The sequence below is a fragment of the Ramlibacter sp. genome (assembly GCA_019635435.1).
Lineage (GTDB): Bacteria > Pseudomonadota > Gammaproteobacteria > Burkholderiales > Burkholderiaceae_C > JAHBZM01.
Window position 1 is genome coordinate 1,941,271 of the sequence record JAHBZM010000001.1, and the last position, 24,623, is coordinate 1,965,893.

22 protein-coding genes are annotated in these 24,623 nt (G+C 66.9%); 9 read left to right on the top strand and 13 right to left on the bottom strand.

Features of this window, described 5'->3' with window-relative positions; genetic code table 11:
- Positions 1 to 70 precede the first annotated feature (70 nt).
- Positions 71 to 1,135, top strand: coding sequence for a LysR family transcriptional regulator (locus tag KF796_09340; GenBank protein MBX3586839.1), 1,065 nt, complete (start codon positions 71 to 73; stop codon positions 1,133 to 1,135).
- On the opposite strand, the gene KF796_09345 is transcribed toward KF796_09340, so the two are convergent.
- On the bottom strand, positions 1,102 to 2,112 hold the full coding sequence (locus KF796_09345) for a LysR family transcriptional regulator (GenBank protein MBX3586840.1): 1,011 nt from the start codon (positions 2,110 to 2,112) through the stop codon (positions 1,102 to 1,104). The two genes, KF796_09340 and KF796_09345, sit on opposite strands and share 34 nt — an antisense overlap.
- Positions 2,113 to 2,477: 365 nt before the next feature.
- Between KF796_09345 and KF796_09350 the strand changes: the two genes are divergently transcribed.
- Complete coding sequence (locus KF796_09350) at positions 2,478 to 4,346, top strand: hypothetical protein (protein ID MBX3586841.1); 1,869 nt, start codon at positions 2,478 to 2,480, stop codon at positions 4,344 to 4,346.
- Between the two features lie 125 nt (positions 4,347 to 4,471).
- Here KF796_09350 and KF796_09355 read toward each other — a convergent pair whose 3' ends face one another.
- From KF796_09355 to KF796_09390, 8 genes are all read right to left on the bottom strand, one after another.
- A complete protein-coding gene (locus KF796_09355; protein MBX3586842.1) occupies positions 4,472 to 5,119 on the bottom strand; it encodes an ABC transporter ATP-binding protein in 648 nt (215 codons plus the stop codon).
- Positions 5,116 to 6,135 carry a tRNA (adenosine(37)-N6)-dimethylallyltransferase MiaA gene (gene miaA / locus KF796_09360; GenBank protein ID MBX3586843.1) on the bottom strand — a complete coding sequence of 340 codons (1,020 nt, stop codon included), beginning with the start codon at positions 6,133 to 6,135 and terminating at the stop codon, positions 5,116 to 5,118. The genes KF796_09355 and miaA overlap by 4 nt, the downstream gene beginning before the upstream one ends.
- Positions 6,107 to 7,327 carry a multidrug effflux MFS transporter gene (locus KF796_09365; protein MBX3586844.1) on the bottom strand — a complete coding sequence of 407 codons (1,221 nt, stop codon included), beginning with the start codon at positions 7,325 to 7,327 and terminating at the stop codon, positions 6,107 to 6,109. The genes miaA and KF796_09365 overlap by 29 nt, the downstream gene beginning before the upstream one ends.
- A 43-nt stretch (positions 7,328 to 7,370) precedes the next feature.
- On the bottom strand, positions 7,371 to 7,796 hold the full coding sequence (locus tag KF796_09370; protein MBX3586845.1) for a M48 family metallopeptidase: 426 nt from the start codon (positions 7,794 to 7,796) through the stop codon (positions 7,371 to 7,373).
- 87 nt (positions 7,797 to 7,883) lie between these two features.
- Positions 7,884 to 8,732: an alpha/beta fold hydrolase gene (locus tag KF796_09375; GenBank protein MBX3586846.1), complete on the bottom strand. Its 849-nt coding sequence runs from the start codon at positions 8,730 to 8,732 to the stop codon at positions 7,884 to 7,886.
- A 33-nt stretch (positions 8,733 to 8,765) separates the two neighbouring features.
- Positions 8,766 to 10,652, bottom strand: a complete 1,887-nt coding sequence (gene mutL / locus KF796_09380; protein ID MBX3586847.1) for a DNA mismatch repair endonuclease MutL — start codon at positions 10,650 to 10,652, stop codon at positions 8,766 to 8,768.
- Positions 10,653 to 10,692: 40 nt separating this feature from the next.
- Positions 10,693 to 11,142 carry a response regulator gene (locus tag KF796_09385; protein ID MBX3586848.1) on the bottom strand — a complete coding sequence of 150 codons (450 nt, stop codon included), beginning with the start codon at positions 11,140 to 11,142 and terminating at the stop codon, positions 10,693 to 10,695.
- A gap of 21 nt (positions 11,143 to 11,163) precedes the next feature.
- Positions 11,164 to 13,320, bottom strand: a complete 2,157-nt coding sequence (locus tag KF796_09390) for a CHASE domain-containing protein (GenBank protein ID MBX3586849.1) — start codon at positions 13,318 to 13,320, stop codon at positions 11,164 to 11,166.
- Positions 13,321 to 13,345: 25 nt separating this feature from the next.
- Here KF796_09390 and KF796_09395 point away from each other — a divergent pair, with 25 nt between their 5' ends.
- The 3 genes from KF796_09395 (at position 13,346) to KF796_09405 (ending at position 16,201) form a co-directional block, all read left to right on the top strand.
- Positions 13,346 to 13,996, top strand: a complete 651-nt coding sequence (locus KF796_09395) for a DedA family protein (GenBank protein ID MBX3586850.1) — start codon at positions 13,346 to 13,348, stop codon at positions 13,994 to 13,996.
- 150 nt (positions 13,997 to 14,146) lie between these two features.
- Positions 14,147 to 15,229 carry a hypothetical protein gene (locus KF796_09400; GenBank protein MBX3586851.1) on the top strand — a complete coding sequence of 361 codons (1,083 nt, stop codon included), beginning with the start codon at positions 14,147 to 14,149 and terminating at the stop codon, positions 15,227 to 15,229.
- Between the two features lie 21 nt (positions 15,230 to 15,250).
- Entirely contained in the window at positions 15,251 to 16,201 is a 951-nt protein-coding gene (locus KF796_09405; GenBank protein ID MBX3586852.1) for a hypothetical protein, read from the top strand.
- A gap of 12 nt (positions 16,202 to 16,213) precedes the next feature.
- Here KF796_09405 and KF796_09410 read toward each other — a convergent pair whose 3' ends face one another.
- Positions 16,214 to 17,299, bottom strand: a complete 1,086-nt coding sequence (locus tag KF796_09410) for a porin (GenBank protein MBX3586853.1) — start codon at positions 17,297 to 17,299, stop codon at positions 16,214 to 16,216.
- A 120-nt stretch (positions 17,300 to 17,419) separates the two neighbouring features.
- Positions 17,420 to 18,775 carry a hypothetical protein gene (locus KF796_09415; GenBank protein MBX3586854.1) on the bottom strand — a complete coding sequence of 452 codons (1,356 nt, stop codon included), beginning with the start codon at positions 18,773 to 18,775 and terminating at the stop codon, positions 17,420 to 17,422.
- Positions 18,776 to 18,870: 95 nt separating this feature from the next.
- Between KF796_09415 and KF796_09420 the strand changes: the two genes are divergently transcribed.
- The 4 genes from KF796_09420 (at position 18,871) to KF796_09435 (ending at position 22,641) form a co-directional block, all read left to right on the top strand.
- The gene (locus tag KF796_09420) at positions 18,871 to 19,797 is read left to right on the top strand and encodes a LysR family transcriptional regulator (protein ID MBX3586855.1); all 927 of its coding nucleotides are present in this window, start codon (positions 18,871 to 18,873) and stop codon (positions 19,795 to 19,797) included.
- Positions 19,794 to 20,777: a tripartite tricarboxylate transporter substrate binding protein gene (locus KF796_09425; protein MBX3586856.1), complete on the top strand. Its 984-nt coding sequence runs from the start codon at positions 19,794 to 19,796 to the stop codon at positions 20,775 to 20,777. The genes KF796_09420 and KF796_09425 overlap by 4 nt, the downstream gene beginning before the upstream one ends.
- A 62-nt stretch (positions 20,778 to 20,839) precedes the next feature.
- Positions 20,840 to 22,162 (top strand): aromatic ring-hydroxylating dioxygenase subunit alpha, encoded by a 1,323-nt coding sequence (locus KF796_09430; protein MBX3586857.1) that lies wholly within the window; start codon positions 20,840 to 20,842, stop codon positions 22,160 to 22,162.
- The gene (locus KF796_09435; protein MBX3586858.1) at positions 22,162 to 22,641 is read left to right on the top strand and encodes an aromatic-ring-hydroxylating dioxygenase subunit beta; all 480 of its coding nucleotides are present in this window, start codon (positions 22,162 to 22,164) and stop codon (positions 22,639 to 22,641) included. Before KF796_09430 ends, KF796_09435 begins: the two co-directional genes overlap by 1 nt.
- A gap of 20 nt (positions 22,642 to 22,661) precedes the next feature.
- Here the strand turns inward: KF796_09435 and KF796_09440 are convergent, their stop codons facing one another.
- Positions 22,662 to 22,880: a glycine zipper 2TM domain-containing protein gene (locus KF796_09440; protein MBX3586859.1), complete on the bottom strand. Its 219-nt coding sequence runs from the start codon at positions 22,878 to 22,880 to the stop codon at positions 22,662 to 22,664.
- 137 nt (positions 22,881 to 23,017) lie between these two features.
- Positions 23,018 to 24,598 (bottom strand): wax ester/triacylglycerol synthase family O-acyltransferase, encoded by a 1,581-nt coding sequence (locus KF796_09445; GenBank protein ID MBX3586860.1) that lies wholly within the window; start codon positions 24,596 to 24,598, stop codon positions 23,018 to 23,020.
- Positions 24,599 to 24,623: the final 25 nt, after the last annotated feature.

Here is a 24,623-nt window from a genome sequence, read left to right on the forward strand (position 1 = left end):
CGAATCCGCTCGGATAATCGACAGCGGCATGGGAAAACCACTCATTTCTAGCCCTGCCAGGAGCCAAAGTATGCTTGCCACGACCGAGAGTTCGGAACCGTTCTTTGCCGACGAACGTTCAGTTTCCGCGCCACCTGCTGACGGCTTGATCGAGATGAGTGAAGTAAAAGCCAGTCAGAAGTTTTCTGTGGCTCAATTGAAGGCGTTCGTTGCCGCGGCAGAAAGCGGGAGCATCAGCAAGGCGGCAGAAAGACTGGGCTTGAGTCAGCCGACTCTTTCCAGAAGTATCCGGGACATGGAAATTGCGCTGGGGTACGGATTGTTTCAGAGGTCGCGCTCCGGCGTGGGGCTGTCTAGAGCGGGGCAGGCCATATTGCCAAAAGCAAGGAATCTAGTGGCCACCTACGCCAGCACCCTTGCTTTTGTGGCAGAACGGCGAGCAAGCCGCCGTTTGTCGCTGCGGCTGGCAGCGGATGCCTCGATCGCACCGGTGATACATGACAAGCTGTCCGCCACCTTGGCGAAGCATTCTCCAGCGATCAAACTTCAATTGGCTGCGATGGGCAGTGAAGAAGCAGTTAATCAGGTGCTGGATTACAGTGCTGACTTGGCTTTGTGCGGAGACATGGAAGGCAATCCATCCCTACGGTACACCCCAGTACTTGCCGCTCAACTGGGCTTGATTGTTCCTCAGGGCTGTGCAGTCCCCGAAAACCTGCAGTCGTTGGACGAGGTTGCAGATGCATCGTTCATCAGACTGGCGGATTGCACCCCTGTTACACGGACTCTCAGAAGGAGCAAGGTCCCTTTTGCGGCTTATTTCGATTCGCCTATCGTTTACACCTGCCTCTCCGCGGCTTTTGATTCGATGCGGGAAAAAAACATCATTGCGGTCGCGACTGGCATAGGTGCTTCGTTGCCCCAGGCGCGGGGAATGCGGTTTGTGCCTTTGCCTGGTTTGTTGCCGTCGCTGAATGTGTATCTGGTCAGTTCACGCAGCGTCGAACCCGATGGTCATTCCGAGCGACTACGCGATCTCGTCAGACACGGAGTTCACGAAAGCCCGTGGCATCCCAGTGTCCGTCGCCTCAATCGCCTCACTCACGGGTTTTTTGACGAAGATGCCGGTGGATGAAAAGGCTCCACCGTAGGTGGCCACGCCAAGGCGAGCACACTCCGACGCACGGCAAGTGAGATATCCGCATTGTTACTTTCCGTCTCCGCACGTGTCGCCACGCACAATTGCATGCTGGGAAGCAGATGGGGGAGGGGGACGAAGCGCAGACCATGAGCTTGGGAAGAAGCTGCCGCCACGGCCGAAACCAAGGTTGCTAGCCTGCCGCCGCGGACCGCGGCGAATGCAGTGGACATGCTATTGGCAACCACTGGCGCGTTGAAATAGGCATCTGCCTGGATGCCGCGAACCCGCAGCATTCGGGGTAACACCATCTCGTCGGCTAGCCGGACCATAGGGCAACGGGCCAGATCACTCAACGTATTGATAGCTTCAGGAAGAGCCAGGCCGTCTGGTGCCAAGAGGCCGACTGGTGCATTGAGCACCGGTGTACATGCCAAATCAGTCTTGTCACCTCCATACATGCACAGGCCTACATCGGCTTTGCAGTCTGCAACTCTTTCCAGCACGTCGTGGCTCGCCATCGAATGGATCTCCAATCTGGGGGCTGGGTGCCCTGGCGCTGTGAGCCTGGCCATCAGCCACGGGACGATCTCTGTCAACACCAAGTCACATCCCGCGAGCACCAGCGGCTTGGCATGCGCATCCAGAGCGGCTGTGAGCGTGTCGGTGTAGCTGCTGTGGAGTCTGCGAGCATGAGGCATGAAAGCCATGCCGAACGGGGTGAGCGAAAGTTTCCCGCCCGTGCGGCTGAACAACTCTTGCCCCACGGCTGATTCAAGGGTTGCGATCACCCGTGACAGGCCCGGCTGCGAGATGTGTAGTTGCTTTGCAGCCTGGGTGATGTTGCGGATGTCCGCGACTGTCAGAAACGCGTGAATCTGCCTGAAGCTGATTTCGTCCTGAAGGCTTTCTTCCTGCCCCTCTGCGACGGCGGGCGAAGTTTCTGGATTGGATTGTCGATTGCTAGATGCCATGGGACAAATCGAGCGGAACTGGCGCGCCTTTTTCTATGAACAGTTAGTTTTTCATCCTATCTGCGGCTTCGCATCGGGAGAACCCTCGCGGCGCATGCGTGGAAAGCATATGCCAATGAGGGAAGACTTTGATCACCGGGCTGGACCCAATCTATCCCGAATCAATCTGGGAAAAGTCAATTTGTGCGGCACGGGAGGCATGAATGGTCATAGCTTGTTGAATGATTTCGATGTGATCTTTGCATGCTGCCTAAGCGCAACCCCGGGGCTGCTAGCCACACTGGAATTGCGAGTATTCCAGCGTGGACGTTGCACGATGAGTTGTGAAAGTCCACGCGATCTATTTACCTAATTGGAGTAATACGATGAAACACAAAAAATTCTCTCTGAAGCCGACGGTAGTAGGGCTGTCGGCATCGTTGGGCCTCTCAGCAACCCTGCTTGTCGCCTGTGGCGGTGGCGATGGTACCTCTCCTACTGGGAGTGTCGAAGTTGCTGCTTCAGCAAGCCAGTCGAATCCCCAGATCGAGCGAGCAAAGGCGGAGATCGACAAAAAGGTCTACACGCTGAGTTCCAGTGTTGGTGCATTCGGTGAAATTCTGCGCAAGGATGGTTATTCCTTTGTGCAAGTGAGTAGTCTGCAGGAGGTGCCGGCGAACGCCTACACGATTTTGTACGTCGCCGGCGATGCCGCTGGACTTCCGTTGGGTCTGGATGCGTCGCCGCTACGTTCATTCAAAGGTGTGGTTGTCGTTGACAGCAACCAGATCACCAAGGCCGGTGCCGCCGCGGGCGCTACCGGCGTGGACCCGGCGTCGGCAGCCGGGCAGCCCAATGAAGGAGAAAGTCCTGCCGGCAAGTTGTATCGAACGCTGATGGGGGATATGTCAATACCCACGCCGAATACAACCGCATTCATGACATCCGCCGTGATCAACACCATTGTTCCACTCGATGTCGATGCAAGTGGCCGCGTCAACGGCTTCGAGGCCCCTGACTTGGCCTTCGTCGAACCTCAGGTGTACGCGATGACCGCCAAGGACGTGGTAAACGGAAAAGCCTCCAAAGCATCGGTGCCCAGTTCAACGAAGAATCCTGACGTTGAGACGGCCAAGAGCCTTGACGTGGCGGCGAACACAGACAAGGTCGTTGACATCATCACCACCCAGGATGGGTACAGACTTGTTGGCCGCGGCTACATATGGGCCACTCGTGAAACAGGCCCCGCTTTCTTGGCCGCCAGGAAATTCGTGAACATTCTCGTTGACTCGGGTTCAAACGATACAGGTTGTATGGTTAACGGTACAGAATGCGGTGTCTATCCCACGGACAAATGGCAACCAATCAAGTCAACCAGTTCCACTGGGACGGGGACAGTTACGATCAAAACCGTGCCGCACTTGTATTACGCCGAGGCCCGAATCAGGCCATGGCTTCAGACCCTCACCTGGGCACCGAGAGCCTCCACCTGGACATCGGCATCCACATATAACGATGACTCCTATGAAACGACCACGAGTACGGGCTGGTCGGTAGGGGGTTCTGCGGGTTTCAGTACTGCAGGTTCATTTTCGATAGGCCCGTCGGCGAGTTACTCCAAGTCAACTACCGTCAAGAAGAAGACGTATGTTTGGAATGGCTACGAGACTAACTTGCATACTACGGTGAACAACCAGACTGAGGGCAGAGTGTCGAGCGGGATTCAATCAGTCAATATGAAGGTCCGCGGGGCAATTGACACCAACCAGACTCTTTGGAAGAGCAATAACGACGAGACCCAGCGGTTGAGCATGTTCAATATGTTTGTCAATGGTGCCTATTGCAACAATGTCAAGACCGACCCTGAAACGTTGTCTAAAGATTGTTGGGGCACGGGTACGCAAAAGCCGCTGGGTGATGGGTCGCCTCGCGGCCGGGTATCCTACGTCGGCTGGAATCCTACGCTCTCGACGAGCATGGAGATTCCCACAAACTACTTCGAAAGCACCAGCAGCACCAAGGTGGTCGTCGCAACCATTGCGCTAGGCGCCGACCGCAAGCAGCTCCAATATGACCGCGTCACCGACTTGAACCTTTGCTATGAATTCCGAGGCTATCGCCTCAAGGGCGTCACCAACAAGAACTGCACGATAGACAACGTGGTGACGCCGTCGAGTACCAATAGCAGCAACCAACAGTTCTTTACAGCCACGACCTGGAATCTGCCAGTCTCCTATTTCACCAATGCCAACTAAGCTCCTTTTATCGCAGCAATAGATGCGCTGAGACTCGGGGCTGGCCCCGGGGCTCGCGGCGTATTCGTATTTAAGGGGCCTTGACAGGCTCCTTTTTCATTCATGGGGTGGTTTGGGTGACTTTTTCAATCACGGATCCCGCCCGCCGTCAGATGCAGCACCCGGTCGGCCCGGGCCGCCGCCGCCTCGGAGTGGGTGACCAGCACCAGCGCTGCGCCTTCCAGCCGGGTCTGGCCGATCAAGGCGTCCATCACGCGCGCGGCCGTGGCGGGGTCGAGGTTGCCCGTGGGTTCGTCGGCCAGCAGCAGGCGGGGGCGGTGCACCAGGGCCCGCGCAATGGCCACGCGCTGCAGTTGGCCGCCGCTCAGGGTCTGGGGCAGGCGGTCACCCAGCCCGGCCAGGCCCACGGCGTCCAGCATCTGCGCCACGCGCGCCGCATCGGGCCGGCCCAGCAGCAGCAGGGGCAGGGCCACGTTCTGCGCCACGTTCAGGTGCGGCAGCACATGAAAGGCCTGGAACACAAAGCCCACCTTGCTTCGCCGCAGCAGGGCGGTCTGCTCGTCGCTCAGGCGGCCCAGGTCGGTGCCGTCCAGCACCACGCTGCCCGCGCTCCAGCTGTCCAGGCCCGCCAGGCAGTTGAGCAGGGTGGACTTGCCCACGCCCGACTCGCCCACGATGGCCACGAACTCGCCCGGCGCCACGCTGAGCGACACATTGGCAAACACCGTGGTGTCGCCATAGCGCTTGGCCAGGCCGGTGACGACCACGCTCATGGCGCAGCGCCCGCCAGTGCCAGCACGCGCTCGGTGGCGTCGGGCGCGTCGCAGGCCACCACCTGGCGCTGCGGCATGCTGCGCAGCCAGGTGAGCTGGCGCTTGGCCAGTTGCCGGGTGGCAAAGATGCCGCGGTCGCGCAGGGCGGGCAGCAGGGCCTCGACAGGCTGGTCAGGGTTCAGGCCAGGTGGCTCGGCCCGCGCGGCCGCTTCGTCCAGCGCCTCCCAGGTCTGCCGGTAACCCACGCAGCGCATGCTGGGCAGTTCAGGTGTGAGGTCGCCGCGCGCGCGCAGGGCCTGCACCTCGTTCACCAGGCCCGCCGCCAGCATGGCGTCAAAGCGCTGGGCAATGCGCTCGTGCAGCCAGGTCCGGTCGCCGGGTTCAAGGCTGATCAGGCTGCCAGTCCAGGCGGGGCGACCTTCTTGTGCTTCTTTTTTTGTAGCATGCAGGGCCGACAGCGGCTGGCCCGAAACGCGCCACACCTCCAGCGCGCGCTGGATGCGCTGGGCGTCGTTGGGCGCCAGCCGGGCGGCCGTCACAGGGTCCACCTGGGCCAGCAGCGCATGCAGCGCGGGCCAGCCGCGCTCGCGGCTTTCGGCTTCGATCTGGGCGCGCACCTGCGGGTCGGCCGCGGGCATGTCGTCCAGGCCCTCGAACAGGGCCTTGAAGTACAGCATGGTGCCGCCCACCAGCAGAGGGCGCTTGCCACGGGCCTGGATGTCGGCGATCAGCCGCGTGGCATCGGCCACGAACTCGGCCGCGCTGTAGGCCTGCAGCGGGTCGCGGATGTCGATCAGGTGGTGCGGCACGGCGGCGCGCTCGGCCGCCGTCGGCTTGGCCGTGCCAATGTCCATGCCGTGGTAGACCAGGGCCGAGTCGACGCTGATGATCTCCATGGGCCAGCGCTGCGCCAGCGCCAGGGCGGCCGCGGTCTTGCCCGATGCGGTGGGCCCGGCCAGACAGAGCGGGGTGGTGTTCATCGTCGCGTCAACGCACGGGGGCGGGCAGGGACACATCGCCATGGCGCTGCACCAGCACCCAGGCAAAGAAGGCGATCACCGCGCTCCAGAACCACACGCCATTGACCAGCGGGAACACCGTGCCGTCAATGCGCCAGCCCAGCCAGGCGCCCACGCCAAAGGCCACGAAGGTCAGGAAGCAGCCCGACAGCGCCGAGGCCGCGCCCGCCATGCGCGCGAACGGCGCGACCGCGCCCACCTGGGTGCAGGGCTGGTGGATGCCGTGGCCGATCATGAACAGGTAATGCGGCAGCAAGAAGGCCCACCAGGTGTGCACGCCGGCCAGGGCCAGCAGGCCCATGAGCGTGCCGCCGCCCAGGCTCAGGAAGGCCGCAATGCGCACCGCGCCCTGCAGGCCCACCCGCGGCAGCAGGCGCCGGCAGATGAAAGTGCCGCCGATGTAGGCCAGCGAGGCGCTGGCCATGGCCAGCCCGTACAGCGGCTTGGACACCTGGTAGACGCGCAAAAACACAAATGACGACGCCGCCAGAAAGGTGAACAGCCCGCCGTAGCTGGCCGCCAGCAGGCCCGACCAGGCCAGAAAGCCCGGGTGCCGCACGATGGTGGCCCAGTTGCGCACCAGCACGCGCGGGTGCAGCGGGGTGCGCTGGGCCACGGTTTCCTGGAAGCGGCGAAACAGCAGCAGCCACAGCACGCCGCCAAACACGGCCACCACCGCCAGCGCCCAGCGCCAGCCCACCACCGGGGTCAGCAGGCCGCCGGTCAGCGGGCTCAGGCAGGCGATCACGCCCAGCCCGCCCAGCGCCCGGGCCATGACGCGCGCACCCTGGTCGGGCGGGTACAGGTCGCGGATGATGGCGCGCGCGCACATCACGGCCGCGCCCATGGCCGCGCCCTGCAGCGCGCGCGTGAAGATCAGCCAGCCGATGCCGGGCGCCAGCGTGTTGCCGATGCCCGCCAGCGTGTACACCGCCAGGCCGCCCAGCAGCACCGGGCGGCGGCCAAAGCGGTCCGACAGCGGGCCGAAGAAAAGCTGCGACACGCCAAAGCACAGCAGCAGCGCCGTGAGCGTGAGCTGCCCCTGGCTCACGCTGGCGCCCAGTTCGGTGGTCAGCGCGGGCAGCGCGGGCAGGTACAGGTCGGTGGTGATGGGCTGGATGCCCAGCAGCAGGGCCAGTACGAGCACGACCAGCGCCGGCGACATCGGCTTGGGGGGAGGCAGGGACATGCGCCGAGCGTAGCAGAGGGCCGCATGCGCGAGGCCCGCGGGCTCAGGCCTCCCACAGGGGCTGGCCCGTGGCCTCCAGGTGGGTCAGGTACAGCCGCAGGTCCAATTCCAGCTGGTGGTAGTCGGGCGCCATGTGGGTGCACAGCTTGTAGAAGGCCTTGTCGTGCTCTTTTTCCTTGAGGTGGGCCAGCTCGTGCACGGTGATCATCTGCAGGAACTCGGGCGGGCCCTGCTTGAACAGCGCGGCAATGCGGATCTCGCGCTTGGCCTTGAGCCTGCCGCGCTGTACGCGCGAGGCAATGGTGTGGGTGCCCAGCGCATGCGCCACCACGTGCAGCTTGCCGTCAAAGCACACCTTGCTCAGCGGCTCGGAGCTGCGCAGGTGCTCGTTCTTGAGCGCCATCACGTAGTCGTACAGCGCGCGGTCGGTGCGCACGGCGTGCGTGCTGCGGTACTTGCCCTGCAGCATGCTGCCCAGGCGGCCCGCGTCCAGCAGCTGCCGGGCCTGGGCACGCAGGGTCTCGGGGTAGGCCTGCAGGTACTTCACGGGGCCGGCTCAGGGCTTGAGCTTGAAGAGGCTGGCCAGGGCCTCGCGGTACTGCGGCTGCCCCACCGAGTTGGTGCTGAAGTGCGAGCCGCCCTGAACCAGCACAAAGGCCTTGGGTTCGCGCGCCGCTTCAAACAGCTGGCGGCCGAGTTCAGGCTGGATCAGGCGGTCGTGGTCGCCATGCACCACCAACAGTGGCGAGCCGATCTGGCTGACCTTGCGCACCGATTCAAAGCGCTGGGTGATCAGCGGCCCCAGTGGCAGCCAGCCCCATTTCATGGTGCGGGCCACGTCAGGGATGGAGGTGAAGGTGCCTTCCACGATGGTGCCGCGCTCGTCGTCCACCTGCGAGGCCAGCGTGATCGCCATGGCACCGCCCAGCGAGTGGCCGAAGATGTAGCGCGGCGAGCCGGCGTGCTGCCGGGCCAGCCAGTCCCAGGCGGCGCGGGCGTCCTCGCTGGCCATGTCTTCCGACGGCAGGGCGGGGCTGCTCTTGCCAAAGCCGCGGTAGTCAATGGCCAGCACCGAGAAACCCAGCGCCTGCATGCGGCGGATGCGCGGGGCCGAACCGGTCACGTTCCAGCGCGCGCCGTGCAGGTACAGCAGCACCGGCGTTTGCGGCGAGGCCGGGCCATCGGCGGGCAGCCACAGGCCGTGCAGCTTCACGGGCTCGCCCGTGACTTTGGAGGTGAAGCTGATCCAGACATCGTCCATGCCCTCGGCCAGGCTGGCCGTGCCGCCCCAGGCCCGGTCGCTGGGCTGGAAGATCCAGGCGCGCTGCTTTTCGTCCAGCGTGGCGCAGCCGGCCAGAACGGCCAGCGCCGTGGCCAGGCTTGCAAAAAGGTGCCAGCGTTTCATGACTTGGACTGACCTGGCCCGCGCCGGAAAGTTCTAGCGCCCGCGCAGGAACAGCCCGTCGAGCTCGCGGATGCTGAGCTGGCGCCAGGTGGGGCGGCCATGGTTGCACTGGTCGGAGCGCTCGGTGGCTTCCATCTGGCGCAGCAGGGCGTTCATTTCCTCGATCGTGAGCTTGCGGTTGGCGCGCACCGCGCCATGGCAGGCCATGGTCCCCAGCAGCTCGTTCTGCGCGCGCTGCACCACGGTGGAGGCGTCGTGCTGCGCCAGTTCGGCCAGCACGCTGCGCGCGAGCTCGACCGCGTCGCCTTGCGCCAGCGAGGTGGGCACGGCGCGCACGGCCAGGGTCTTGGGCGAGAACGGCGTGATCTCCAGGCCCAGGGTCAGCAGCGCGGCCTGGCAGCTTTCGGCCGTGGCGGCCTCCTGCGGCGTGGCGGCAAAGGTCGCCGGGATCAGCAGGGGCTGGCTGGCCAGCCCGGTGCCGCCGCCTTGCGCGCTGGCGGCATCGAGCTGGGCCTTCAGGCGCTCGTAGACGATGCGCTCGTGCGCGGCGTGCATGTCCACGATCACCAGGCCCTGGCTGTTCTCGGCCAGGATGTAGATGCCCTGCAGCTGCGCCAGGGCCCGGCCCAGCGGCCAGTCGCCAGCGGGGAGGACATCCGTTCGCCCTGAGCCGGTCGAAGGGCCGGGGGAGGTTTCGACGGGCTCAGCCCGAACGGGAAACGATGGCGCGTGCCCCGTGCCCCACAGCGCCTGCAGGTCCGACACGCGGTGGCCCGCGTTTGCTTCAAAATTCATAGCAAACTGTGGCCGCGGGCTCTGGACTCCAGGCCTGTTTGGCACTGAATCGGCCCCATCGGGTCCCTCGGGGCTGGCCGGCGGGCCCAGGCCGAGGCTGGGCGCCACGGCGGTGCCCGCGCGCGGCGCGGCCAGGGCGTTTTCCACGGCATGGCGCACCGCCTGGTGCACCTCGCGGCTGTCGCGAAAGCGCACCTCGATCTTGGTGGGGTGCACGTTGACGTCGACCCGCGCCGGGTCGATCTCGATGTACAGCGCATAGACCGGCTGGCGGTGGCCGTGCAGCACGTCCTCGTAGGCGCTGCGGGCCGCGTGGCTGAGCACCTTGTCGCGCACGTAGCGGCCGTTCACATAGGCAAACTGCTGGTCGCCGCGCGAGCGCGCGATGTCGGGTACGCCGGCGCGTCCCGTGACCCGCACGGCGCCGGCGCTGTAGTTGACGCTCACGCTGTGCTCCAGCAGCTCGCTGCCCAGCACATCGGCCAGCCGCTGCTCGCGCGTGGCGGGGCGCCACTGCTCGGCGAGCTTGCCTTCGTGCCAGATCGCAAAGCCCACCTCGGGCCGCGCCAGCGCATGGCGGCGCACGGCCTCGATGCAGTGGGCCAGCTCGGTGGCGTCGGTCTTGAGGAACTTGCGGCGCGCCGGGGTGCTGAAGAACAGCTCCTTGACTTCCACCGTGGTGCCGGTGGCGCGGGCCGCGGGCCGCAGCTCGCCGCTGCGCCCGTCCAGGAAGAAGCCGCTGGCCTGACCCTGCGGGCGCGACAGCAGCGACAGCTCGGCCACGGAACCAATGGCGGCCAGCGCCTCGCCGCGAAAGCCCATGGTGCCGACCGACTCCAGGTCGGCCAGCGAGGCGATCTTGCTGGTGGCGTGGCGCCGCAGCGCCATCGGGAGCTCTTCACGCGCGATGCCGGCGCCGTCGTCCTCGACCGAGATCAGCCGCACGCCGCCGGCCAGCAGCCGCACGGTGACCTGGCGCGCGCCCGCGTCCAGCGCGTTGTCGACCAGCTCGCGCACCACCGAGGCGGGGCGCTCCACCACCTCGCCGGCGGCGATCTGGCTGATCAGCTCGTCGGGCAGTTCACGGATGGGGCGGCGGGGGGAAGGGGCGAGTACGGCGGACACCGTGCCATTCTAGGCAGTCTGCCGGCGCCGCGCCGGGGGCTCAGTGGCCGTCGCCGGACAGCGGGGGCTGATTGAAGACGCCCCAGAACATGCCGATGGCCTTGGCGCTTTCCACCAGCTTTTCAAAGCCCACGGGCTTGACCACGAAGCCATTGGCGCCGGCCGCGTAGCCGGCCTGGATGTCGCGCGGCTGGTTGGACGAGGTCATCATGATCACGGGCAGGATTTCCAGCCCGGGCTGGCGGCGCAGTTCGGTGAGCGTCTCGATGCCGTCCATGCGCGGCATCTTGATGTCCAGCAGCACGAACAGGGGCAGGGGCCCGGTGCGGTCGGCGAAAGGGCCGCGGCGCAGCAGGTAGTCAAGCGCCTGGACACCGTCGCGGCAGATGTCGATGGGATTGGCCAGGTTCAACGAGGCCAGGCCCAGCTGGAAAAGCTCGACGTCGTCTGCGCTGTCGTCAACGATGAGGATGGGGGCGAGGTCGGACATAAAGGGGCAAGGGTAGCGGAATCAGGCGGGCAAGGCAAACCAGAATTCCGCGCCTTGCCCCGGCGTGCCATGGGCCCAGACCCGTCCGCCATGGCGTTCCAGAATGCGCTGCACGCTGGCCAGGCCCACGCCCGTGCCCCCGAACTCGTCCGCATGGTGCAGGCGTGAAAACACCTTGAACAGCCGGTGGGCGTAGCGCATGTCGAAGCCCACACCGTTGTCGCTGATGCAGATGCGCACCTCGCCCGGGGTGGTGGTGTCGGCGCGGACCCCGATCACCGCGGGGTCGCTGCCCGCCGTGTACTTGAGCGCGTTGTCCAGCAGGTTGAACACGGCCTGCCTCAACAGGTCCGGGTCCGCGTGGACCACCGGCAGCGGCTCCACCCGCCACTCGACGCGGCGGCCTTCCATCTCGGGCTCCAGGGCGTCGCGGCAGCGCTGCACCAGCGGCCCCAGCTCCACCTCCTGCTTGGGCAGCGCGCCATGCCCCAGCTGCGAGAACGCCAGCAGGTCGTCAATCAGCTGGCCCATGCCGGCCGCGGCGCGCAGGATGCGCTGCAGGTACTTGTGGCCGCTGGCATCGAGCTGGCTGCCATGCCGCTCCTCGATCACGCGGGCAAAACCCTCGACATGGCGCGCCGGCGCGCGCAGGTCATGGGCCACGGTGTAGGCAAACGCCTCCAGCTCGGCATTGGCGCGCGTGAGCTCGGCCGTGCGCTGGCGCACGGTGGCGTCCATGGCCTCGGCAAAGAGGCGTTGCTGTTCTTCGGTGCGTTTTTGCGCCGACATGTCGTGAAACGACGCCAGCAGCAAGCGCTCGTTTCCGCTCATGACTTCGCCCACCGACATGGCCAGCGGCAGCGGCTGCCCGCTGGCGGTGACGCCCGCGATGGAGTGCGTGGTGCCCACCTTGAGCGCCTGCACGGACACCTCGGGCACCAGCACCGAAAACGGCAGGCCCTCGAGATCCACCCCGCCATGGCCAAACAGCTCGCTGGCCGCGCGGTTGGCGGTGCGCACCACGCCGCGCGTGTCCAGCGTGACGATGCCGGTCAGCGTGGCGTCGATCAGGGCCTCGGCACGGGCCTCGGACTGGGTGAGGTTTTCACGCAGCGCCCGCGCCAGGGCCCGCGCGTGGTCGCGCTGGGCCTGCATGCGGCCGACCACGGCCAGGGTCAGCAGGGTGAGCGCCAGGACCAGCCCGCCCGCGGTCAGCGCCTTGGGCTGAAGGTAGGGGCTCAGGGGCAATGCCCGCATCCGGATCTCCCAGAACCGGCCCGCCACGGGCAGCGTCTGAGCGGTGTCGAAAGGCGTGCGCCAGAACGACGGCTGTGGCAGGTTCCCGTAGCGCCCCAGCAGGGCCTCGTCTCCGGCGGGGGCACGGGCTTCGGTGACCGGGCCCAGGTCACGCAACTGGACTTCGGTGCCGGGGCCCAGGTGGTTGCCCAGGCCCGGCCCCAACAGCCGGTCCACCACGAAAACCACCGAGACCTGGCCGAGGTAGGCGTCGCGGCGTTGCTCCACGGTGCCCACCGGCCTGTGGTGCCGGTAGATCGGCGCGCGCATGGCCACCCCGACGGCGCCAGCCGACTGCACCAGGCTGAAAGGCGCCGAGGCCCGGGCCTGGCCGCTGTCGCGCGCGGCTTCCAGCACGGCCAGGCGGACCGGGCCGGCGGCGGTGTCAAAGCCGAAAGCCCTTTCGTTGCCCTGCATGGGCTCGTTGTATTCCGTCGCCACGTAAAAGGGCCGCTGGCCAGGCGGGGCCACGCGAAAGTCCGGGTAGCCGCCGGGCACCAGCGAGCTGTCCTGGCGGATCCGCGCCTCAAACGCGGGCAGCTCGGCCCGGGTCACCAGGCGCGCGAACTGCACGGCCTGCAGGCCCAGCATGCCCCGTTCAATTTCGAGTGCCTGTGCATAGGCGTGGAAGTCCACGCGGGTGACCTCGTCGCTCGCGATGAACAGACCCTGCAGGCCGCTGAGCACATTGAGCGCCTGCGTGGTCCGGCTGGAGACTTCGTAGGAGATCTGGGTGAACTGGCGCTCCTGCTCGCGCGCCTGCGCCTGCTCGTCGCTTCGCGCCACCGCCAGCCAGGTGGCCACTGCCAGCGACAGGCCCAGCGCAAGCACGGTCAGGGCGGGCAGCAGCCGGGCCAGGCGGTGGTTCAGGGCGACCTTCATGAGCCGCCAAGCATAATCCTTCGCCATGGAACTTGCCGCCTTTCTGATGGACTTCATCCTGCACGTGGACCGGCACCTCGAGGTGTTTGTCCGGACCTATGGCGCCTGGGTCTATGCGCTGCTGTTCCTGATCGTGTTCGTGGAAACCGGCGTGGTGGTCATGCCCTTCCTGCCGGGGGATTCGCTGCTGTTCGTGGTGGGCGCGCTGTGCGGCGTGGGGCTGATGGACTATGGCACCTCGGTGGCGCTGCTGCTGGCCGCCGCGGTGGCCGGCAACCAGAGCAACTACACCATTGGCCGCTTCTTCGGGCCACGGGTGTTCCAGTGGGAGAACTCGCGTTATTTCAACAAGCGCGCCTTTGACCAGGCCCACGCGTTCTACGAGAAGTACGGCGGCATCACCATCGTGGCGGCGCGCTTCATGCCGTTCCTGCGCACCTTCGCGCCGTTCGTGGCGGGCGTGGCGCAGATGACGCGCAGCAAGTTCACGCTGTATGACGTCACCGGCGGCGCGCTGTGGGTGGTGGGCGTCATCACCGCGGGCTACTTCTTTGGCAGCGTGCCCTGGGTCAAGGAGCACCTGGACAAGATCATCTGGGCCATGATCCTGCTGCCCGGCCTGCTGGTGCTGTTTGGCGCCTGGAAAGCCCGCCGCAAGGCCTCCGGCACCGCCTGAAATGCAGGCGCCGCAGCGTGCGCCGAAAGCACGGCGTTTCAATACCTGAAAGATATTGAAATCGGGGGTTTCATATATTTGATTTTGTGTTGACGCACTTGTATGGTCCCGTTGCCCGTCGGTTCCCGGCGGTACAACAGGAGACAAGAAATGCGTTCGTCACACATCACACGCCTCGTGGTGGGCTTTGCCATGCTGCTGGCCACCCTGTGCGCCGAGGCAGCGAGCTTGCGCCAGATGCAGCTGGGCAGCTACAACTTCTCGTACTACAGCAACAAGACCCTGCAGGCGACCATGCCGGCGATCACACGGGTCGTGATCGTGCAGCACGGCATCAACCGCGACGGTGATCCCGCCTTCACGGCTGCCAACGACGCGCTGCACAACAGCGGCGCCAATATCCCCGAGATCCTGCTGATCGCGCCGCAGTTCTGGAACGATGCGGACAGCAGTGCCGGCAAGGTACCGGCTGGCGCGCCGTACTGGTTCGACGAGCAGTGGAGCCTGGGCTACGACTCGATGGACAGCCGGCACCTGAGTTCGTTCACGGTCATCGATGACCTGATCCGCAAGTTTGCCGATGCCACGGCCTATCCCAATGTCACGCAGATCGTGGTGGCCGGGCATTCCGCGGGGGCGCAGATGTATTCCCGCTATGCGGCCTTCAACACCGTGCATGGCGGCGTGCGATCCGGGGTACTGGTCAAGTATGTGCTGGCCAACGCGGGTACCCACCTGTACTTCAGCACCGACCGGCCCGTGGGCAACGCGGCCAGCGGTGCCACGGCCTTCGGCACGTTTACCGGTGCCGCTGCCTGTCCGGGCTACGACACCTACAAATACGGCAACACCAACTATTCGGCCGATGGCCCCTTCAACTACCCCCATACGCTGACGCCGCAGGCCCGCTTCATCCGTTTCGCCGGGCGCAAGGCCTACTACTACCAGGGCACGGCCGACACCGTGCCCTATACCGCCTCCAACGGCCCTGACGACAACTGCGCTGCCGTGCTCAGCGGCAGCACACGATTGGCTCGTGGCGTGACCAACGCGCGCTACCAGCGCTACCTGGCGGGTCAGCTCGGGGTATCGCTTGACCGGCTGTTCCGCCGCGTGGAGGGTGTGGGGCACAGCGCCAGCGGCATGTGGAATGCGTCCTGCGTGATGACCGCGCTGTATGGCACGGCGCAGATGCTCAACACCACCGGCGCCAGTTGCTCCGATCTCAACTGAAGGGGACGCTCCGCCATGGTGATGACCCGGCGACGCCTGGCCCAGATTGCGGCGCCGCTGTCGGTGGCCGGCGCGCTCGTGCTGGGCTGGCGTGCAGGCTTGCCGTCCGAGGCGGTGCGCGGGCAGGTCCGCCTGGCGCCCGGGGTGCAGGCGGCGCACGCCCGGCCTGTGGCATCCCCAGCGCCGGACTTGGCCGGCGTGGCCCGGGTGCCCGGGGCGATGCGGCCTGATGGGCCCGTGGGGCCTGTGGAGCCTGCCGGGCCTGAGAGCCATTCCGAATCGGCCCACGATCTCCATGCGCTGTTCATGCGCCATTCGCGCAGTGCCGACCCGCGGGCACTGGAGGAGGCCCGCCTGGCGCTGGCCAATTGCACCGACCATGCGCGCCAGGCAGATGCGCTGAAGATGGCCTTTGCGGGCGGTGACCCCGGACCGCTGCTGGGGCCTCTGACCCCGGGCCGCCAGCTCGCCAGCGCCGAGCTGGACAGACGCTGCCGGGGTTTTGGACAGATGGCGCCTGCCGTGCTGGCGGCCATGCAGGCCGATCTGCAGGCACGCCTGCACGCCCTCGGCTCGCGTCTGGCCGACGGTCCCCGGCAGGCCTCGTCGCTTCAGGAGCCCGCCGAGGTGGCACGCCTTTTGGGGGCGGGAACCGCGACCGCCTTTGAGCAGGCGCGGCCCGCGCTGGTGGCCGCGCTCGCGCGGCAGGCGGGGGTGGCGCAGGAGTCGCCGGCATGGGAGGACCTTGAAACTGCCATGCTGCTGGCATCCTGCGAACTGGGCCGCGACTGCTCGGCCGGGGCCTTCGAGTCGCTGCGCCGCTGCACCTGGCAGGCCCGCTGCGGCCAGGGCCTGTTCGACCACTGGCAGGAGGGCCTGCCGGCGACCCGCGTGGAAGCCATATCGAACACGCGCAACCGCGTCCTGCGGGTCATCCGCTCGGGCCAGGCCGCTGCGCTGGTCTGGCCCTGAGGCGGCGCGGCTTCAGAAGGTGTGTCGCACGCCGACCTGGTAGCCCTTGCTGGTTCCGCCCGGAGTGGTCACGCCCAGGCCCACATTGAACGCGGTGCCCGCGCCCTTGTTGTGGATCTGCGCATAGTTGGCATACAGCGCCGTGCGCCTGGACAGCGCATGCACATAGCCTAGCGCGACATGCGTGGCGTCGTTGGCCACGCCGGTCGCCTTCAGTCGCGTGTAGGCGAATCGCCATTCGCCCGGACCCGCGCGCCAGCGCGTGCCCACCATCTGGGCCGCGGTGCGGCTGGCGCCGACCTTGTTGCTGCCCCACAGATACATCAGCAGCACCGGGCCGGCCTGGTAGTTGATGCCGGCATTGGTCTGGCGGTAGTCGCCGGTGGCGTAGGCGGTTTTGCCGCTGGCGACGGCAATGTTGACGGGGCCGGCCTTGTAGCCCAGGCGCGCGCCCTGGTAGTGGCCGTCGCGGCGCGTGGCGCCGGCCGTGCTGGCGTTCTCGCCGAGCGCAATCATCGCCTGGCCGTAGAAGCCGCCCAGGCCGGCGGGCAGGATGTAGCCCACCGAGTTGGAGGCGCGCACCTGCGTCCTTGCGGTGGTGCCTCCTGAGGCTTTGGGGTAGTAGAGCGCGCCCGCACTCCCCACGCCGTTGGTGCCGAAAGGATGCATGGCCGTGGTGAGGTTGAGGAAGCTTGGAACGTAGTCACGGCCCAGGCGCAATTCGCCCCAGGGGCCGCCCAGGCTGGCCACCGATTTGCGTCCGAAGGTCAGGCCCTGCGAGCCGGAGACGGTCGCTGCGGCGCCGGAGGTCTGGTTGTTGGTGTTGGTGCCGCCGCCGGTGCCATCGTCAGGCGCGAAGCCGGCCTCCAGCCAGAAGCCTGCGCGCAGGCCGCTGCCCAGGTCTTCGGTGCCGCGAAAGCCCAGCCGGTTGGAGGTGTTGGCGTCGGGAGCGAGCTGGGTGCGGCGGACATCGCCGGAGGTCAGGTGTGACCAGGCGCTGTCAATCACGCCGAACACCGTGACGCTGGACTGGGCGCTGGCGCCTCCCGCGGTGGCGCACAGCGCGGCGAGGGCGAGGGTACGGGGATGGGGTTTCATGGGTCTCCTTGGATGGTCTTGGGGCGAAACGCGGACGCGAGCGCCTTCCCAGGCGGGGCGTTCGCCCTGCCGCGCAAGCTCGGTCGGGAAATGCCGGCCCCGTGACGGGCCGGCGGGGGATCAGCGCGCGGGCACGCGCGTGGCCAGCGGCGGCGGCTGGTACGAAGGCTGCAGCTTGCAGGTGTCGCCGTAGGCAGCTTCATAGCCCTTGCACAGCTCCAGTACCTTTTGCGGCGTCGGCTTGTTGCCGTTGTCTATCCAGTCCAGCAGGGCAGTGAAAAGGGCCGGGTATTGCGGGTCGCTGAGGAAGCTGTGCTCGTGCTCGTCGCTGAAGGTCTGCACGAGGTTGGCGCTGGTGCCCGCCTGGTCGATGATGGTGCGGTAGGCCGATTCCAGTTCCACGAAAGCCGTGGGGTCGTCGATGGCATGCAGGGTCAGCACCGGCATGTTGATGCGGCCCTGGGGCTCGCTGTCCGCAGCCAGCTGGGTCACGGCCTGCGGGTCCGCCTGGTAGCGCAGAACGCCCGCGTTGAGCGCGGCGTCGTCCGCCGAGCCGCGGTAGGTCACGCCGGCATTGCTGAACGGGTTGCGGTTGCCAAGGCGCAGCTGCGTCAGGTCGCGGAACAGCCAGGTGGCCCAGTTCAGGTGGCCGATGAGCGAACGCTCGGGGATGTGGATCACCCGGGTCAGGGTGTCGAGATTGGCCTGTTGCTGGGCGCTGCGCTGCGCTGCGGGCTTGCGCACCCCGGTGCATTCATCCACGCGGGCCGCAAGTTCGGGCCGGGTGAGCTTGCTGTCCATCGGCAGGCCCTGCCACAGGGGGTACTGCGGCTCGTCGGCGCGAGGGTGGTTCTTGCACACGTACTGATAGACCGCGCGCAGATCGAGCCGGAAGTCGTAGGCACGGGTCCCGCCGCCGAGCACGCCGCTGGTCAGCAGGACGCCGTCGTAGGGGCCGCGGACCTTGCCGCCGGGGCCATCGACCATGGCATAGATTTCGGCCGCTTTGGACGCCACGGCGCCGCCGTAGCTCTGGCCGTGCAGCAGGGTGCGCCGCGGCTGGCCGAACTGCTGCACGAAGAAGCGGCGCAGCTGCTCGGTGTCCTCAGCGGCCATGGTCACGCCGTAGCCGCCGCGCCGGTAGGTGGCGCCTGCCCACGCGTAGCCGGCCTTGACGGTGACGGCCCAGCGCTTGAGATCGGCTTCAGAGCGCTCCGGCTTGGACGCACCAGTGTCGGCAGGGCCGCCGTGGGCATGCATCACGAGCACCCCCGTGTCCTTGTTCCAGTTGGCGGGCAAGGCGATCCAGTAGTAGCTGCCGTCCCCCATGGCCCCGGTGAAGCAGCGCGCCGTGGACGGGACCTCCTTGGGGCAGGCGTGGCTCTGGGGCGCGGCAGGCTGGGCCGAGGCGCTGGCGGGCAAAAGGGCTGCGCAGGCCAGGACAGGCCCGAGGGCCCAAAGGCGTATCTTGTTCACGTTGTCTCCGTTGTTTTGAGGGGATGGCGTGACGATAGTTGCGCCACTGCTTGGCGTCAAATATACTGAAATGGTTATCTTGATATTTTAAAAATATGGAATTACGGCACCTGCGTTATTTCCTGGCGGTGGCCGAGACGGGGCACATGACGCGCGCGGCCGAAACCCTGGGCATCCAGCAACCGCCGTTGAGCCTTCAGATCAAGGCGCTGGAAAAGGAACTCGGGGTGACGTTGTTCCAGCGGCACCCCAAGGGCGTGGCATTGACCGAAGCGGGCCGGCTGTTTCGCACCGAAGCCCAGCGGCTCATTGACGACGTGGCCGCCATGACGCGGCGCATGGCCCGCGTGGCGCGTGGCGAGGTGGGCCAGCTGAGCGTGGGCTTCACGAGTTCGGCGGCCGCGCACCGTTTCACGCCCGAGGCCCTGCGGGCCTGCCGCCGCAGCCATCCCGGCGTGGTGCTGAGCCTGAGCGAGGACAACGCGGCCGACATCACCGAGGCCGTGGCGTCGGCGCGCCTGCATTGCGGATTGATTCGCGTCCCCGTGTCCCGCCCGGCGGGATTGGTGTTCGAAACGCTGCTGCGCGAGCCGGTGGTGGTGGCCGTGCCGCGTGACCACGCGCTGGCCCGGCGGCCTGGCGCGCGCAAGCCGGTGGCACTGTCCGAGTTGCGGCAGGACCCTTTCATCCTGGTGCGCCGGCCCGGCGCGCCCGGCCTGTATGCCAACCTGCTGGCGTTGTGCGAGGAGCAGGGCTTTCAGGCGCAGGTGCTGGGCGAGGTGGGGCGCATGGGCACGAGCCTGAACCTGGTGGCCGCCGGAGCCGGTGTCGCGGTGGTGCCGGCCTCCATGCAGGGGCAGCACCCGCATGCCGTGGTCTACCTGCCTTTGCTGGAGAGCGCGCGGCTGGATGCGCCCTTGACGCTGGTATACCGTGAGGCCGACTGCGCCGGCGCGGTGGCGGGCTTTCTGGTCATCGCCCGCAAAACGGCGACGCGGCTGGCCCGTCAGGGCGGGGCATGAAGCGGCGCGGCTTCCTGCGTCGCGCGGCTGCGCTGGCGGCTGGCGCCCTGACTCTCTGTGCCCGAGCCGGCGAAGACGTGCGGGGCTGGCCGTCAAGACCGCTACGCATCATCGTGGTGTACCCACCGGGCGGATTGAGCGATGGCATCGCGCGGACCCTGGCCGACGCGCTCGCCACACGTTTGGGATGGCCCGTGCGTGTCGAAAACCGCGCGGGCGGCGGCGGCAGCGTGGGCCTGCAGGCCCTGGCGCGCGCGCCGGCCGACGGGCACACGCTCGCGTTTTCGGCCGTGAGTCCGCTCACCCTGCGGCCGCAACCCGCGCCCGGCGGGGATGACCCGCTGGCCGGCATCCTGCCGGTGGCGGGGGTCATGTACACACCTGTGCTGCTGGTGGGCACCCCGGCGTTCCAGGGGCACGGCTTTGCCGACCTGCTGGCCCAGGCGCGGGCGCGGCCCGAGCAATTGCGCTGGGCCACCTCCGGCCAGGCGACGGCCGGGCATCTGGTGCTCGAGCAGGTGCAGCTGGGGGCGGGCATCCATGTCACGCATGTCCCTTACAAGGGGGGAGGGCGCCAGCTCACGGATGCCTTGGGGGGACAGTTTGAACTGCTGTCGACCAACGTCGCGGCAATGCAGCTGGAACTGATTGCCGCCGGCCGGCTGCAGCCGCTGGCGGTGGGCGCGCCGCGCCGGCTCGAGGTTCTGCCCCAGGTGCCCACGTTCACCGAGCTGGGCCTGCCGCGGGCCAACATCAGCTCGCTCTTCGGCGTGTTTGCGCCCGGCGGGACGCCGCCCGCTGTGGCCGATGCGCTCAATGGGGCCGTGAACGCGGCACTGGAATCGGGCGTGCTGCGTGAGCGCCTGCTGGCCGCCGACAACTTGCCGGCCACGGGCAGCCGCGCGGCGTTTGCTCGCCGCATTGCCGACGAGCGGGCCAGCAACCGGACGCTGAAAGCCGCGCACATTCCTGTGGAATAGCCGAGCTGGCTGTTTGGGGAAATTAATAAGTATGCGTATCATATGGGGCAGGAGACACTGCCATGAATGCACCTGAACCCCTGTCGCGCTGGACCCCGCCCGGCTCCAGCCGCGTGCCCTTCTGGGCCTACACCGACGCCCAGCTGCACCAGCGCGAACTGGAGCGGATCTTTTATGGGCCGCACTGGTGCTACGTGGGCCTGGAGGTGGAGATTCCCAACGTGGGCGACTACCGGCTCAGCCATGTGGGCGGGCGCCAGGTGATCCTGGTGCGCGACCGGGTGGCGCCCCGGGACCGCGCCACCGACCACGGCATCCGCGTGGTGGAAAACCGCTGTGCCCACCGCGGCGTGCGCTTTTGCCAGCAGCCCCATGGCAATGCCCGCAGCTTTGTCTGCCCCTACCACCAGTGGACCTACAAGCTCAATGGCGAGCTGGCCGGCCTGCCGTTCAAGGACGGCGTGAAGGACGGCGACTGCGTGAATGGCGGCATGCCCGAAGGCTTTGACCTCAAGGCCAACGGCCTGGTCCAGTTGCGCGTGGCGGTGCTGCATGGCCTGGTGTTCGCGACCTTCAGCCATGAGACCGAGCCGCTGGAGGACTACCTGGGCCCCAACGTCATGCCCTGGCTGGACCGCATTTTCAAGGGGCGCCAGCTCACGCTGCTGGGCTACAACCGCCAGCGCATTCCGGGGAACTGGAAGCTGATGATGGAAAACATCAAGGACCCGTACCACCCGGGCCTGCTGCACACCTGGTTCGTGACCTTTGGCCTGTGGCGCGCCGACCAGAAAAGCCGCATGGTGATGGACGCCCACGGCCGGCACGCGGTCATGATCTCGCGCCGCAACGAAGGCGGCCAGAACGCGGCCGTGACCGAGGGCGTGACCAGTTTCAAGGCCAACATGGCCCTCCATGACGACCGCCTGCTCGACGTGGTGCCCGAGCCCTGGTGGACGATTGCCGACCCGTCACGCCCGGGCCTGCAGATCACGCCCACGGTGACCATGATCACGCTGTTCCCCAGCCTGATCATCCAGCAGCAGGTCAATTCGCTGAGCACCCGCCATATCGTGCCGCGCGGCGAAGGCGAGTTCGACTTTGTCTGGACCCACTTCGGCTTTGCCGACGACACGCCCGAGATGACGCAGCGCAGGCTGCGGCAGGCCAACCTGTTCGGCCCGGCAGGCTTTGTGAGTGCCGACGACGGCGAGGTGATCGAGTTCAGCCAGGATGGTTTCCGCCAGTGGGGCAGTGATGGCAACGAGACCGGCAGCACCCTGTGTGAACTGGGCGGCACGGGCACCGAGATGACCGAGCACATGGTGACCGAGACACTCATCCGGTCGATGTATGCCTACTGGAAGAAAGTGATGGCGGTGTGATGGACCTCGACACCTTGCTGCTGCAGCACCAGGTTGACCAGCTCAATGCGGCCTATGCGGCGGCGCTGGACGAAAAGCGTTTTGAGGACTGGCCGGCGTTCTTCACCGAAGACGCGCACTACACCGTGCAGGCCCGTGAGAATTTTGACCGGGGCCTGCCGCTGGCGCTGATGGCTCTGGAAAGCCGGGGCATGATGAAAGACCGGGTCTATGGCATCACCCAGACCATCTACCACGGGCCCTACTACATGCGCCACGTGGTGGGGGCGGCCCAGGTGGTAGCCGGGGAGGGCGGCGAGATCCGCGCGCAGGCCAACTATGCGGTGTTCAGGACCAAGCCGGGCAGCGTGAGCGAGGTCTACAACGTGGGTCGCTACATCGACGCCCTGGTGCGCACGCCAGAGGGCCTGCGCCTGGCAAGCCGGCGCTGCGTGTATGACAGCGAGATGATCCTCAACTCGCTGATCTACCCGGTCTAGCGCGGCCTGCCTGCGCCGCCTTACTTGCGGTCCTGGCGCTTGCCCAGTTCGTTGCCGATCAGGGCGCCGGCGGCGGCCCCACCCACGGTGGCTGCGGTGCCGCCCACGGCGCTGCCCAGCACACCGCCGGCCACGGCACCCACGCCCGTGCCGATCTGGGCACTGCTGGGGTTGGACGCACAGCCCGTGAGGGCCATCAGCGAAGCGGCAACGGCCGCGATCATCAGTCGGTTCTTCATTGTGTTCACCTCGTCAAAGTTGCAGGCCCTGGCGGGGCGCGATGCGCTTTGCTCAGCCTGTGAGGGAACTGTAGGTTGCGGGCCGCTTGCGGCCTGTAGGAGGCGGCCGCCGCGCATTGTCGGCGGTGGGCAGGTGTTCAGGCCGTGCGGCGCTTGCGCGGCGCGTGCGTGGGCGCCACCAGCGCAAGCTTGCTGCGCGCCGCTGCGCGTTTGCGCGGGGCGGCGCGTGCCGGTTTGGCGGCCGCTGCGGCCCTGGGGGCCGGGGCTGGTGCGGCGGATGGTTGAGCGGCCGGTTCAGCAGCATGGGCCTGGGCACGCGCGAGCAGCTCCTGGTGCTCGGCCAGCAGGTAGTCACCCAGGTCGTTGATGTCGGGCACCACGCGGCGGCAGGCAATGAGCCCGTAGTCCATGCGGCCGTTGTAGCTTTGCACCGTGACATTCAGCGCCATGCCATGGGCCGGGATCGACACCGGGTAGTAGCAGACCATGCGCGCGCCGGCGAAGTACAGGGGCACCGGTATGCCCGCCACGTTGGAGATCACCAGGTTGGCAACCGGCGGGATCACATTCATCACGCGCGAGCGGCCCCACAGCGAGGCCAGGCCCGACACCAGCCAGGGCGCGCCCAGCATCGGGAAGTCATTGGGAATCGCGGCCTTGACGCGGCCCATCATCTGCTTGTTGGCATGCGACGCGGTGTGAATGGCCTTGAGCCGGTCCACGGGGTCGGCCACATCGGTGGCCAGGGTCATGGCCAGCATGCTGACCTGGTTGTTGGCCGATTCATCACCCGCGGCGCGCAGGCTCACCGGCACCGCCGCGATCAGGGGCTTGGCGGGCAGGTTGTCGTATTCCTGCAGGTAGCGGCGCAGCGCGCCCGCGGTGGTGGCCATGACCACATCGTTGAGCGAGACGCCAAACGCCTTGGCAATGCCCTTGGTCTCGGCCAGCGGGATGGTCCGCCCGGCAAAGGTGCGCTGGTTGGTGATGGCCACATTGAGCAGGGTGCGCGGGCCGAACAGCTTGAAGTTCTTGGGCAGGCCCCAGGCGCGCTTGCCGTCGGGGCCTTTTTCAGGGACCACCACGTCGCGCACCGCGCGCAGCATGGACGGCGCCATGCGGAACAGCTTGGCGTATTGCTGCACGGCGTTGCGCACCGCAGCGCCGGCCAGCTCGGCCATGCCCAGCTGGTATTCGTTGCGGCGGGGGCGCGGGCGTGGCGGCTTGATGACGCGGCCCGCCGGTTCCAGGTCGAACAGGGCCTTGGCCACGGCCACACCGCCCTGGCCGTCAATGCCTGCGTGATGCACCTTGGCGTACAGCGCCACCTGGCCGCTCTTGAGGCCGTCGATGATGAAGATCTCCCACAGCGGGCGGCTGCGGTCCAGCAGCGTGGAGTGCAGCCGCGCCACGTACTGCTGCAGTTGCCGGTTGGAGCCGGGCTTGGGCAGCGAGATGTGGCGCACGTGGTAGTCGATGTCGATGTCCTCGTCCTCGACCCAGACCGGGTCGGACAGGTCGAACGGCATCAGCGCGAGCTTGCGCGTGAACACCGGCGCCAGATGCAGGCGCGCGGCAATGCCCTGTTTGGCGTCTTCGAAGAAGTCGCCCGCGTGGCCCTCGGGCAGGTCCAGCACATTGAGCGAGCCGATGTGCATGGGCATCTCGGGAGACTCGATGTGCAGGAACATGGCGTCCAGGCCGCTGAGGTGTTTCATGGGGGGGCTCCAGGTGTGCAGGGCA